At 40.2% G+C, this 13,650-nt stretch carries 11 protein-coding genes; 5 read left to right on the forward strand and 6 right to left on the reverse strand.

Annotated elements, in window-relative coordinates; all coding sequences use genetic code 11:
* Positions 1 to 102: 102 nt before the first annotated feature.
* A complete protein-coding gene (locus K5Q58_RS14110; RefSeq protein WP_220754562.1) occupies positions 103 to 918 on the forward strand; it encodes a helix-turn-helix domain-containing protein in 816 nt (271 codons plus the stop codon).
* A 148-nt stretch (positions 919 to 1,066) separates the two neighbouring features.
* Here the strand turns inward: K5Q58_RS14110 and K5Q58_RS14115 are convergent, their stop codons facing one another.
* Complete coding sequence (locus tag K5Q58_RS14115; protein ID WP_220754563.1) at positions 1,067 to 1,609, reverse strand: DUF924 family protein; 543 nt, start codon at positions 1,607 to 1,609, stop codon at positions 1,067 to 1,069.
* Between the two features lie 94 nt (positions 1,610 to 1,703).
* Between K5Q58_RS14115 and K5Q58_RS14120 the strand changes: the two genes are divergently transcribed.
* Positions 1,704 to 2,132 carry a hypothetical protein gene (locus K5Q58_RS14120; RefSeq protein WP_220754564.1) on the forward strand — a complete coding sequence of 143 codons (429 nt, stop codon included), beginning with the start codon at positions 1,704 to 1,706 and terminating at the stop codon, positions 2,130 to 2,132.
* 144 nt (positions 2,133 to 2,276) lie between these two features.
* Here the strand turns inward: K5Q58_RS14120 and cyaB are convergent, their stop codons facing one another.
* The 4 genes from cyaB to K5Q58_RS14140 all read right to left on the reverse strand — a co-directional run bounded on the left by cyaB (position 2,277) and on the right by K5Q58_RS14140 (position 6,634).
* Positions 2,277 to 2,828 (reverse strand): class IV adenylate cyclase, encoded by a 552-nt coding sequence (cyaB, locus tag K5Q58_RS14125; RefSeq protein ID WP_220754565.1) that lies wholly within the window; start codon positions 2,826 to 2,828, stop codon positions 2,277 to 2,279.
* A 595-nt stretch (positions 2,829 to 3,423) separates the two neighbouring features.
* Entirely contained in the window at positions 3,424 to 4,671 is a 1,248-nt protein-coding gene (lolE, locus tag K5Q58_RS14130) for a lipoprotein-releasing ABC transporter permease subunit LolE (RefSeq protein WP_220754566.1), read from the reverse strand.
* Positions 4,671 to 5,402, reverse strand: a complete 732-nt coding sequence (gene lolD / locus K5Q58_RS14135; RefSeq protein WP_220754567.1) for a lipoprotein-releasing ABC transporter ATP-binding protein LolD — start codon at positions 5,400 to 5,402, stop codon at positions 4,671 to 4,673. Before lolD ends, lolE begins: the two co-directional genes overlap by 1 nt.
* On the reverse strand, positions 5,402 to 6,634 hold the full coding sequence (locus K5Q58_RS14140) for a lipoprotein-releasing ABC transporter permease subunit (RefSeq protein ID WP_220754568.1): 1,233 nt from the start codon (positions 6,632 to 6,634) through the stop codon (positions 5,402 to 5,404). The genes lolD and K5Q58_RS14140 overlap by 1 nt, the downstream gene beginning before the upstream one ends.
* A 154-nt stretch (positions 6,635 to 6,788) precedes the next feature.
* On the opposite strand from K5Q58_RS14140, the gene K5Q58_RS14145 reads away from it, so the two are divergent.
* From K5Q58_RS14145 to K5Q58_RS14155, 3 genes are all read left to right on the forward strand, one after another.
* On the forward strand, positions 6,789 to 7,406 hold the full coding sequence (locus K5Q58_RS14145; protein ID WP_220754569.1) for a hypothetical protein: 618 nt from the start codon (positions 6,789 to 6,791) through the stop codon (positions 7,404 to 7,406).
* Positions 7,407 to 7,575: 169 nt separating this feature from the next.
* Positions 7,576 to 11,067 carry a transcription-repair coupling factor gene (gene mfd / locus K5Q58_RS14150; protein ID WP_220754570.1) on the forward strand — a complete coding sequence of 1,164 codons (3,492 nt, stop codon included), beginning with the start codon at positions 7,576 to 7,578 and terminating at the stop codon, positions 11,065 to 11,067.
* Positions 11,067 to 12,101, forward strand: a complete 1,035-nt coding sequence (locus tag K5Q58_RS14155; protein WP_220754571.1) for a peptidoglycan binding protein CsiV — start codon at positions 11,067 to 11,069, stop codon at positions 12,099 to 12,101. Before mfd ends, K5Q58_RS14155 begins: the two co-directional genes overlap by 1 nt.
* 293 nt (positions 12,102 to 12,394) lie before the next feature.
* Here K5Q58_RS14155 and nagZ read toward each other — a convergent pair whose 3' ends face one another.
* A complete protein-coding gene (gene nagZ, locus K5Q58_RS14160) occupies positions 12,395 to 13,408 on the reverse strand; it encodes a beta-N-acetylhexosaminidase (protein WP_220754572.1) in 1,014 nt (337 codons plus the stop codon).
* Positions 13,409 to 13,650 lie beyond the last annotated feature (242 nt).

Here is a 13,650-nt window from a genome sequence, read left to right on the forward strand (position 1 = left end):
CTTATAACTGTTATCAGTAGCACTCGTCACATATGTTAACTAGGATTTGCATTGCTTACGTTAAAAAGCCATCAAGTTCACATATGTATCTAGGGGAAGATAGTGACAAATCAGGTAACAGAGCCAGAGTTTTGTAAAGAAACCTTCGCAACAGTACTAAGACAATACCGTAAATCTTATCGTTTATCACAACAGTCTTTAGCTGATGACTTAGCGAATAATCACAGTCTATTTAAGAACATTAACCAATCAATGGTTAGTCTGTGGGAAAAAGGTACCATCCTACCTTCTTTAAACAGAAGAGTTGGCTTAGCTAATTTCTTTAATCAATGTTATCAATATGACGAGCATGAATTAAAAGTGATTAAAAAAGCGCGTAAAAATCGTATTAACGATGGTCAAATGCCAAACATCTACAACTACAGCATTAACCAAATCAAAGAGTTTTGGTTTGATGAAATGACTGAAGATGAGAAGGAAGGTATCTATCACGCTCATAAAGTGCAAAGCGGTTATGACTTTAACGAAACCCTTGAGCACATTGAGTGTAAGCGTGTGAAAGTTGTTTGTTTTTATTTTAACAACTCAATCATCGGACATTTAGCTTTTTGTGTTGCCCAAAATGGCTTCATCAAACTAGCCAGTATCGTTGCAATTGATAAAAACATTCGAATGAATATTATTAAGTTTATTCACACCTTGTCATCTGACATCATCCTTATTCTGCCAAGTTTTATCAGTTACTACAGTAACTTATTAAATGATATTTATCTTGAAAAAATACCAACAAACGGCCCTATCACTCTGCATTCAGCTAAAAGTGAAAGTTTGTTTAATAATCCGTTTGTTAAACACGTTTTGAATGGTAACGATGATTTAGTTTTACTGCGTTACGAACAGCAAAATTTCGACGCATAAACTGGTTTTCAGATAAAGCTCTAAAGGTTAATCTGCTCTAGATAAGTCATGATGACGCCTATTACTCCTGTAATAGGCGTTTTGTTTTAACAACGAAAACCTAATTGTTCGCTGAACATACTTCCAATCTTACTTTCAGATTACTTGGCTAAAATGAAGAACCTGGTTGCATCAAAAAGGCAATTTCTTCAGCTGTCGATTCTCGGCCTAATATACTGTTACGGTGCGGGTAACGACCGAAGCGTTCGATAATCTCGAGATGCTTCTTTTCAAATGCATAATTTGACTCTAAACCTGCTTGATTAAACAGTGTCAGTGCTTGCTGATGTACCATCATTGACTCACTATGCATATAAGGCATGTATAAAAAGCTACGCTCGGTCTGTGTTAACAGCTTATCTTGCCCCTGCGCTACCGCTTCTTGTGCTAACACTAAAGCAAGAGGGTCAGATAGAAACGCTTTAGGCGATTCACGATACATATTTCGAGAAAACTGATCGAGCACAATAATCTCTGCTAGCCTGCCTAGAGGACTTACTCGCCACTCATAGAGTTCGCCAGCCATAGCTTGAGCATGCAGAGTTGCGAATTTTGACATAATAATCCTGTCAAACTCACTATCTTTTTTAAACCACAAAGCGTGGTCTATCTCGTCAAACCAAAATGAAATCACCTGCTGAAAATCATTCATAGCGCTTCCTCAATTTTTACATCCATTGCAGTAACTTAACAATTGTATGCTAGATTTAAAATAGACTTTTATCTAGACACAATTTAGGACATCTATGGCAGAAAAACCTCAAGCTTCTAACGACGCCATAAGACGAGATCCACTTATTGAAAAAGTGCTTAAACGCTCACCCTCAAATATTGCCGCCAGTTTTACTGATGAACAACTTAATGCAATAAAAATGTCATTGGGCCCCAACACATGGGGCGGTCATTTTATTGATAAACGTGGCACCTTTAAGTTTCCATTTATTAAATGGCGCTTTTATTACGTATTTTTACTGGGTAAAAATAAACGCGCTTACACAAGGCGAGAAAAGAACATGTCGTTGTTGATGATGTTTGCCACCGTCAGCGGTTTTATAGTCATGAGTATGATACTTGGACTACTGATGCTCTATCTTTTAAAATCAGCACTGGGTATCGACTTATTTCCTGATACATCACTAGGTATTTGGGACAATTTCAAAAGTTACTTTGATTAAGATGATTGTTTTTATTTCAAGTGGATTATTTTATCTCAATGACTTGAGAATGAAATGGTACTTAACGCCGCATTAATGCGTAAGCAGCACTTGCCTATACTTGAAGAAAACTGCAAACGTCGCAAATCACTCTTAAATGCTTTATTATACGTATTTTTCCGCGAACATCTGTTTATAGGATTTAGTCTGCAATGCTGAATCTGTTAACCCAAACTTACTCGCTAGAGTTTCAAGTTCCGACTTATAAGCAGTTAACATTAGTTCATCGTCTGTCATGATGGCGAACTCAGCAAAGTCACCAATACCATCTAAAGAGTCAACCGTAATATGAAACTTGCCCACAAAATAGATACTTCGAGTTTTGGTCGCTTTTAATGTAATTTCGTAACCCATCGTTTCCAGCATACTTTTAGCACTTTTTGCATCTGTGATATTAGTCGCTTCACATCGGTCTACCTCTGGGCCTTTAACTATCCAAAGCTTGATACCTGATGGTTTCATAGTACGAATACAGACGCTCTTATTCTGCTGGTGCAATGATTTATCTGGAGTATCAAAATAACAGTCGGATTCTAGATTGTCTTCAAGCATTATTTCATGGGGTGTATTTTTCAAAATATTCAAAAAATTAGTCTTTGACTCAAGGCGGTACTTAAGCTCTACCTCATATTTACCTTGAAAATGCTCATCGCTCATCTTGTAATCCACTCTCAAAATGAGAATTTTACCATAGGAGTAAGTAGCTAAACATGATCATACGCATAACGCCTCCTCAAAGTAATGAGTATGTGTCTACTAAATCTTGCGAAGAACAAGGCCATAAAGATCTGCGAACGACAGAAATTTACACTCATGTTCTTGGTTAAAATAGAGCAAGGAACAATAAGTCCATTCGATCGTTTATCAGATATTGATAGTGTAAAAGGTGGATTTTTTTAAAAGTGTTAGGTTTGAGGTTCAAGCTATCAAATAAGCCAATAGTTAAGTTTTTAACTTAAAGTTTATAAGCTTTAATAGGCCTAGAACTATTTTAAAATCAGACTTAAAACAATAACTCAATTAGCAACAAGCAAAGTAAAAAGCTGAGTGCTCCTGCGTTGGAAATATTTCACATCTCATCAAAAATCACAGGGACTTAAGAAAGATGTGTCAAAAAAGATCGGTTTACCTGTTATTGAGATGAAATATGCAATTCACCATAACTATGTTTTTAAGGGTAAGGGTTCATTAGCGTACACATACGATAACTTTTTTTATTTATCGTATGTGTATTTTATATAGAGATTAAGCTTTAACGACCTGCAAGCGCTGATGCAGGGGCTATTTTAGTGGCTTTATATGCAGGGTAAATCGTTGCTAGTAAACTCATTACCATTCCCATTCCCACCACAACAATCACATCTTGTTGTTGTAATTCAGATGGTAAAAAGTCGATAAAATAGATATCAGAAGCCAACAGCTGAATGCCAAATGTCTGTTCTATGAAACTGGCAAAGGTACTTAAGTTAGTTGCCAATATGACCCCGATGATTGCGCCAATGGAACAGCCTAATAATCCATTTAAGCCACCTTGCATGATAAAAATCGCCATAACTGCGCCGCGCTTTAAGCCCATTGTCATTAAAATCGCTATTTCGGCGCTTTTATCTCTAACGGCCATCACTAATGTCGAGACGATATTAAAGCACGCCACTGCAATAACCAGCGCTAATACTAGGTACATCACCATTCTAACCAATTGAATATCTTGATATAGGTGGCCTTGAGAGCGAGTCCAATTATTGAGATGTAAATACTGGTTTTGAGCATAACCTAAGTCACGGGTTATTCTTGGTGCGCTAAAAACATTATTAACCGTGATCCTAAGCCCTGTAGCTGAGCCTTGAGGGATTTTTAACACCTTTGCAAGATACGACATCGACACATAAGCTTGAGTCGATTCAATTTCACCGCCCAAATCATAAACTCCCGCCACAATAAATCGGTGACTTTTAGCGGCAGACAATTTGTTCGATTGACTCATATCTGGGGTATACATAGATAATGTATCACCGACACTTAAACCTAACTTATCTAATAAACTGCGGCCTAAGACAATATTATTAACGGGTTCATCTAATGCATTCCAGCTATCAGTTGACATAAATTCAGCAAGCGTAGACACATGCTGTTCAAATTCAGGCTCTATTCCTGTTAGCTGTATGCCTTGAAAGCCGCCCGGCTTTTGCACTAAACCTTGCAGCCGAATAAACGGCGCTGTCGCCACAATTTCTGGCATTTGCTTGGCCGTTTCAGCAATCCCTTTCCAATCATGTAATGGCTCGTTGACACTAAGTAACTCACCGTGAGAAACCACGCCTAATAAGCGTTGTTCTAATTCACGCTCAAATCCATTCATGGCGGATAACAACAAAATAAGTACTGCAACACCAAGCGCAATGCCCGCTGTCGAGGCAAATGAAATAAATCCAATAAATCCATTTGACTGCCTAGCGCGATAAAAACGCCAACCTATTGTCAGCGGCAATAGTGACTTCATTAGTTATTTTCCATGGTATTGGCTTCGTGTATTGGTGAGTCATGCAACGTTTGCAATACGCCATCTTTCATTGTCAGCTGTCTGTCCATTTTGGCAGCTAGTTTATAGTCATGAGTGACCACCACAAACGCAGTCCCTAGTTGCTGAGCAAGTTCACGAATAAGTAAATAAACACTGTCACCACTGTTAGCATCTAAGTTACCTGTAGGTTCATCAGCAAGCACCAATTTTGGTTTATTGATGAGTGCTCGAGCAATAGCCACACGCTGGCGTTCTCCGCCAGAAAGCTGTGCTGGAATATGTTGTAAACGGTGCCCTAGCCCCACTCGTTCAAGTAATTCTGTCGCTTCTTTTAAAGTTTGCTTTTTATCTCGACCTTGTATGAAAGCTGGCATCGCAACGTTTTCAAGTGCCGAAAATTCAGGTAATAAATGATGAAATTGATAAATAAAGCCTAAATCTTGGTTACGGATTTCAGCCTGACGAGATGCATTAAGCTGGTATAAATTTTCGCCATCGAGTAACACTTCACCTGATGTTGGAATATCGAGTGTTCCCATAATATGCAGCAAGGTGCTTTTACCCGATCCCGAGCTACCGACGATGGCAAGTTGCTCACCTTTGAATACGTTTAAGTCAACATTCGTCAGTACTTTGGTGGTGTTTTCACCATCATGGAATTGTTTACTAACGTTGCTCACTTGCAAAATCACAGGGCGTTCATTATTCATTATTCATATCTCAATGCGGTTGCAGGCTGAACTCGAGCAGCGGTTAATGCAGGATAAATTGTGGCAATAAGCGTCATCGCCAAGGTGCCTACAACGATGATAGCAATTTGGGGAACTGATATAGCAACAGGTAACATTTGACCAGAGCCAAGCACTGAAATACCCAGCACATTCAGTATCATGTTCAAATTCAGGGTAACAGTTACACCTGCGAGCGTCCCCAGAGCGAGACCAATGACAGCATTGAGTGATCCTTGAACAATAAAAATATTCATGACAGCTTTAGTTGTCAGACCTTGAGTTTTTAATACTGCCACATCCGTGGTTTTATCTATTACCATCATCACTAATGCAGATACGATATTAAACGCGGCGACTGCCACAATCAGTGAGAGCATCAGCGACATCATGTTCTTTTCCATCTTCACAGCAGCGAATAAATGGCCGAAATCATCACGCCAATCTCGAGTCGTGATAGTAATGTCTTGCTGTTTAAATTCAGCAACTAAGCTTTCGCCCATTTGCGGGGCCGAAAAAGGGTCAGCCAAATACACGCGAAGCTCGTTGATTTCACTTGGCTTTAAGCGCATTAAACGTCTTGCATCTTTATAGTGAATGTAAGCTAATGCCGAGTCGACTTGCGAGCCCATTTCAAACACACCCGCCACAGTAAACTTACGCTGACTGGGTACAGGCCCAAGCGGTGAATACACCACACCATCGCCACTGAGCAACCTGACTTTATCACCGATATTAATCGATAATTTACGGGCGAGTTCGCTGCCTAATACAATGTTATAACTGCCAGGCGTGAGCTGCTCGAACGCGCTAGAATAGGTATTGGCAATAATCGCTGATAGGTTTTGTTCAAACTCAGGAAATACGCCATACACTTGCACAGCGCTAATGTTTTGACTGGATTGCACCATAGCTTGCGTGGTGACTGTAGGCGCAAGTCCATGAATTTGTGATTGGGCAGTTAATGATTGAGTTTGTTGCTGCCAGTCACTGAAACCAGCCTCATTAACTAAGGTTAGTTGCGGGACAGCACCAAGGATCCGCTCTTTAAGCTGTCCTTCTAGGCCATTCATAACTGAGCTGACAATAATCAGCGCAGCCACACCTAAAAAAATTCCTGAAACGGCAAATAGCGTAATGAAAGATGCAAAAGCATTGGCTTTTCTTGTGCGCCAATAGCGGTAACCAATAAATAATGAAAACCTAAAATTCATAAAGAAAAATGCATCCCAGACGTAATTTGAATTAAAAAGGCGTTTATTGGAATAAAAAACAACCATTTAATTAAGCAAGCGGGCTAAAACTTGCTAAATGATAAAGATGAGCATGATAATAGGGGTATTAGTTTGATAAATAAAGAGGCAAACCTTGTTCACTGAATCCAATGCATATTTTACTGTGCCTCATCAATTTAATGTCTACCTTGAAACTTGGCCTGAATCGAAAGGGATCCCAACCGAAGAAGACTTGCGTTCAATGCAATCAGTTGGCTTAAAGCTACTTTCTGAAGTGAAAGAGCTTGAAGCAAGCTGCCTTCTACAACTTCGCAGCTTAGATAACGATGCAAAAGCTGTAGTGGACTTTTTAAAGCTCCAATCCCGTAAAGTCGATTTAGTGTTACATCATGTGTTAGAAAAAGAAGTTCAGTCTGGTGAGCAATTCCATGGTTCTCATTTTGGTGGCAGCGGAATTAGCTTAAAGTCAGACACACCATTAAATGTCGGTGATTACTTTAAAACCTCCATCTATATCAACAGTGAACTGGTGGCGATTTTATGTTTATGTCAGGTGACTCAATGCCAAAGCATTGATCCTCAAAACCCTAGTACGGATAACGAAGCAGCTAATACTGAAAGCTACAACATTAGCCTTGAATTTAGCCAAGTATTAGATGCTGACGTCGAACAATTAGTAAAAGCCAGCTTAAATGTGCAACAAAAAATGCTTAAGATGCGTAAACAAAACCGCCAACAAGCTGCTGACTAACGAATATTTCCTGCAACTTAGCTTTTGCTCGCTTATAATAGCTGCCAGCAATAAAGGCAGCGAGGAAGCTTGCCTTGGTTATGACCCGTTTAAACTATTTATTACCACTGGTATGTAATAATCAAAACGGGATAAATCACACATTTATAGAAGCCAACTTAGTAATTCAATGAAGAATTTTAGCGTGTTAACACCGCCTAGTGTCAAAAAAGGCCAACAATTTCAGACCTTATCAACTCTAGGGGGCGTTTCTCAAGCCATAACGCTTGCGAGTTTAATCACCCAGCATTCTGGTACCAGTTTAATCGTCACCAGCGATACACCCAGTGCATTACAACTGGAAGTTGAACTTGCCTATTTATTGTCTCAATCTGATGTCAATGTGTGTTTATTTCCCGATAGAGAAACCTTGCCTTATGACAGTTTCTCCCCTCATCAGGATTTGATTTCTCAACGGTTAGAAACCTTAGCTCAAATGAGCCAAAGCCAGCACAATGTCATTATTGTGCCGGTGAACACGTTAATGGTGAAATTGCCACCTAAGTCTTTTTTAACCGCTAATGTGATGTTGCTTAAAAAAGGTGACACCTACAGCTTGCAACAAGTTAGACAGCACCTGACTGACACAGGTTACTACTTAGTAGACCAAGTCTATGAGCACGGTGAATTTGCTATTCGCGGCTCTATCATGGATATCTTCCTAACAGGTTCTGATGAACCCTTACGCATAGAACTGTTTGATGATGAAGTTGAATCAATTCGCTATTTTGATGTAGATACCCAACGCTCGAAACAAGAAGTCGATGCGGTGCGCATGCTGCCAGCTAAAGAGTTTCCTACTGACGCAGCAGGCATTGAGGGCTTTAGACAACGTTATCGTCGCCGCTTTGAAGTCATCTCAAAAGAAGCAGAATCCGTATACCAATTAGTCAGTCGCAACCTAATGCCAGCGGGTATTGAGAATTACTTGCCGCTATTTTTTGATGATTCCGCCAACTTATTTGACTACCTGCCAGAGAACACTCAGCTGATCACTTTGGGCGATATAGAACAAGCCAGTAAAAATCACTTAACTGAGATTAATGCTCGTTATGAAGACAGGCGCGTAGATCCACTAAGACCCCTTTTAGCCCCGCAAGAGCTTTATTTACTGATTGATGAGCTATTCGCGCTGTTTAAAAATTATCAGCGTTCACAGTTTGCGTTAAGCACTGAAGAAAATACTAAAGCGCAGCCTGCTAATGTCTCTGCATTGCCCGACATTAATGCCAATCATAAATTAAAACACCCGTTGATTAACCTGCAACAATACAGCGAAAACAATAAGCAGCTGGTGTTTTGTGCAGAATCAGAAGGCCGGCGCGAAGCATTAATCGAACTATTAGCCAAAATAGACATTAAGCCCAAGCTATTTACTCATCTTGATGAATACCTCAATGCCAAAACGGCAAAAGACAGTATTGGCCTTGTGGTGTCACCGCTGTCTCGTGGTTGTGTCATCCATGACTCGCCTAAAGGTGAAGTCAGTATTATTTGTGAGACCGAGTTATTTGGTCAACGAATTTCACAGCAACGCCGCCGAGAAAAACAAAAGCAAGTTAGTTCTGATGTATTAGTTAAAAACCTTGCAGAACTAAAAGTCGGTGAGCCAATTGTCCACCTTGAGCACGGTGTGGCTCTTTATAAAGGCTTAGTGACACTCGATACAGGCGGTCTTGTCGCTGAATATTTACAGCTTGAATACACTGGCGGCGATAAACTTTACGTCCCAGTATCTTCTTTGCATTTAATCAGCCGTTACAGTGTCGGCGCCGATGAAACGCCTAGTTTAAATAAACTTGGCAATGAAACTTGGGCGAAAGCCAAGAAAAAAGCCATTGAAAAAATTCGCGATGTGGCGGCTGAATTACTCGATGTTTATGCACGTAGACAAGCTCGCCCTGGCGATGCAATGAAAATTGAAGCAGAGGAGTATGCCCAGTTTGCCCAAGGTTTCCCATTTGAAGAAACCGTCGATCAAGAAACAGCTATTGAAGCTGTTTTAACTGACATGCAAACCCCAATGGCAATGGACAGATTAGTCTGTGGTGATGTTGGTTTTGGTAAAACCGAAGTGGCCATGCGCGCCGCATTTGTCGCCGTCAATGCTGGCAAACAAGTGGTCGTGCTCGTGCCAACTACCCTACTTGCCCAGCAGCATTACGAAAACTTCAAAGACCGTTTTGCCGACTGGCCTGTGGTGATTGAAGTGATGTCACGCTTTCGCTCAGCAAAAGAGCAAAACCAAGTATTACAACAGCTATCGGAAGGTAAAGTGGATATCGTTATTGGTACCCACAAACTGCTTCAGGCTGAAGCCAACTTTGATAATTTAGGTTTATTAGTGATTGACGAAGAGCACCGTTTTGGTGTGCGTCAAAAAGAGAAAATCAAAGCATTACGTGCCAATGTCGATATCCTCACATTAACAGCAACACCAATCCCGCGTACTTTAAACATGGCGATGTCTGGCATGCGCGATTTATCTATTATTGCCACGCCACCAGCGAAACGTTTAGCTGTTAAAACTTTTGTGCGTGAATACGATATCGCGACGGTAAGAGAAGCCATTTTACGTGAGATCCTTCGTGGTGGTCAGGTTTACTTTTTACATAATAATGTTGAAACCATTGAAAAATGTGCCCAAGACATTCGTGAATTACTGCCAGAATCTCGAGTCGTTACAGCCCATGGGCAAATGCGAGAACGAGAACTTGAAAAAGTGATGTCAGAGTTCTACCACCAGCGCTTTAATGTTTTAGTGTGTACCACGATTATTGAAACCGGTATTGATGTTCCTAGTGCCAACACCATTATTATTGATCGTGCTGATAAGTTTGGTTTAGCTCAGTTACATCAATTACGTGGTCGTGTCGGTCGCTCGCACCACCAAGCTTATGCTTATTTGATGACACCACATCCTAAGCTTATGAGTGCAGATGCCCGTAAACGTCTAGCAGCAATTGATGCATTAGAAGATTTAGGTGCAGGATTTATGCTTGCTACTCAAGATTTAGAAATCCGCGGTGCTGGCGAACTGCTCGGTGATGAGCAAAGTGGTCATATTTCAAAAATTGGCTTCAGTCTTTATATGGAAATGCTTGAATCAGCAGTAAAAGCATTAAAAGAAGGCAAAGAGCCATCACTCGCTTACATGCTCAATTCGCAATGTGAAGTAGATTTACGTATTCCAGCACTATTGCCTGACGATTATGTATCCGACGTTAATATGCGTTTATCATTGTATAAACGTATCGCCAACTGTGAAACCGAAAAGATGCTTGATGAGCTTAAAGTTGAGTTTATTGACCGCTTTGGCTTACTGCCAGATGCGACTCGAAATTTAATGGAGCTTACACTTTATAAGCACCAAGCGACTGCACTAGGCGCCAGTAAAATTGAGATGCATGCTAAAGGCGGCAGTATCGAGTTTACTGATGACCATAAAATTGACCCTATGTTTATCATTGGTTTATTACAAAGTCAGCCACAAATTTATCGAATGGAAGGCTCAAATAAGTTAAAGTTCACTATGCCTGCAGAAACAAGCAAACAACGTCTAGACTTAATTAAGACATTGTTAGAGCAATTAGCTAAACACCGTATTGGAGAAACTAAATAGTGCTGCGTAACTTTGCTATTTCCATTGCCGCTTTAACAGCGATAACTGTATCAATTCAAGCTCAAGCAAAAACTTGGTTTGAGGTTGAAGTATTCGTATTCGAAAGACAGTCAAACAGCTTGGAGCAGTGGCAAGAAAACACTGCAATGCCTGCTAACCGCAAAAATATCGACTTAATCACGCCAATGATCAGTAATGACATAACAGGTGTTGCGCTAGGCTTAACAGGTTGCACTTCTACAGACTGGACCAGCAGTGAAGTCGATTGCCAAGACCCATTAGTCAGTGCAAATAAAACGACGTTCCCAAGCCAAGTACCATTATCAATTGCAGCTGATGAGCCCCAAGTAGCTTATTTAGAAGAAGGACCGTTGCTATTAGCAGAGTCTCAAAGTGAATTTGCAGACATTATTAAAACGGTTCGTCGTGAGAAAGATGTACGCAGTTTACTACACTTAACTTGGCAGCAAGATATGCAGTCACGTAACCGAGCTAAGCCTATCCGAATTTTTGCAGGTAAAGACTTCTCTGAAGAATATGATTATGCAGGAAACCCCGTTGCCGAAGAGATAGAAGACGAATTCACTACATTTGATTTCTCTTCATCGTTTGGCAGTTTTGTTGATGAGCCACAAACTAAACCAGTGTGGGAACTCGACGGAAATATAAATATATATCTTAGCCACTACTTGTTTATTGAAACCAACCTTGCCCTGCGTAAGCCAATTCAAAAACAAACTAACACTAACGATTACTATCAATACAGTACAGAAGGCAATGACGAAACAGTCATGAGTCCATTCCTACAATCTATACCTATGGTTCAAAACCGCCGGGTAAGATCTGGTGAAGTGCATTATTTTGATCATCCAAATATGGGGATTATTATGCAAATCAGAAAAATGGAACAACCCACGACGACAAAACCTGCAGATTTAGTAATTGAAGATGATTCACTGATTGAATTAAATGCTGAACCTGTAACTGAATCGATGGCTTCTGGTATCAATTCGACTCAAAGGCAACTTAATTAAACGCCAGTTACTAGACTAGCTTTAGCAAAATGAAAACCGAATGGGTATTATTAATATTACGTTCGGTTTTTTACATAAAAAAACAGCTAACCATTCGGCTAGCTGTATTAAGCAAAAATTTGCAAATAATATGACATTGATATAAATGAGTTTAAGTCGCATGTTAAACTCACTTGTATCATTTTGTAACACAATCACAACATTTATGCTAACTATTAAAGTTTAACTGCTCAGCAATTAACCAAAGAGTCAGTTTATCTTTAAAAATGGCAATAACGTTACTTAGCTATAGGTTACTTAGCTAAAATTTGCTTGGCTAACATCTGCGCTTTTTCCCAACGTTCAGTTGAGCCAAGACTGATCATTACTTGCGTCATATCTGCTTTAAGCTGCTGAGCATTTGATTTGGGTGCCTGTGCAGGCCAAGTAAACTCTGACAATAAGGTTTTCACCCCTTCTGGGTCATTACAGACCAAAATCATATCGCAGCCTGCTGATAATGCAGCTTGAGCGCGACCTAAATAATCACCGGCAAATGAAGCCCCTTTCATACCTAAATCATCTGAAAAAATAACGCCATCAAATGCTAAATCTTGGCGCAACACATCTTGTAGCCAATAAGATGAAAAGCCCGCAGGGTTTGCATCCACTTGTGTATAAACCACATGTGCAGGCATTACCCCATTCAGTTGTTGTTGAGCCATCAGCTGTTGGAATGGCTTAATATCGTGATTAAAGATGTCTTCTTTAAGGCGGTTATCTTCAGCCATTGCCACATGGGTATCTGCTTTGACACTGCCATGACCGGGGAAATGCTTACCCACTGCGGCCATACCCGCTTGATTCATTCCTTCAATAAAACTTGCAGCTAACAAGCTGACTTCCTGTGGGTTTGGACTAAAACTGCGCTTACCAATAACATCACTAATGCCGTTTACATCAAGCACGGGGGCAAAACTTAAATCAATATCACAAGCCACTAATTCTATCGCCATCAAGAAACCCAGCTCTTTGCTCCAGCGCTGCGCTAAGCTCATATCTCCATTTGCAGCGGGTAGAATATCTCCCATAGCAGGGATAAGGGAAAACTCATCTCTAAAGCGCTGCACTCGACCACCTTCGTGATCTACCGCGATTAAAAGATCTGCGCGAATAGTACGAACCGACTTAACTAAATCAATCAACTGGCTTTTATTAGAAAAATTACGGGTAAATAAAATAATTCCACCCACTTGAGGGTGCTGTAATAAAACGGCTTCTTCTTCGCTGACACTGAGTCCAGCTAAATCCATCATTAAATAACTCACGCGTACTCCTATTGATACCGTAACGCTAAGCCCTTGATTGTCCATATTACAAAATAGTCGCCACTGTGATCTTGGTTACAATAACTTCAACTAATCTGAAGCTAATCGCATAAATAAATCTAATGCGCGATCTAATAAAAAATATGGGATACTCAGTAAAATAACAAGCAAAGTTTGAAAAACCGTTAGGCAAATACTGCTAAAAAAGTTTGTTTTTAATAACGACTATTATGCAGAGAAAC

The sequence above is a fragment of the Shewanella sp. KT0246 genome, assembly GCF_019654955.1.
GTDB classification, from domain to species: Bacteria; Pseudomonadota; Gammaproteobacteria; order Enterobacterales; family Shewanellaceae; genus Shewanella; species Shewanella goraebulensis.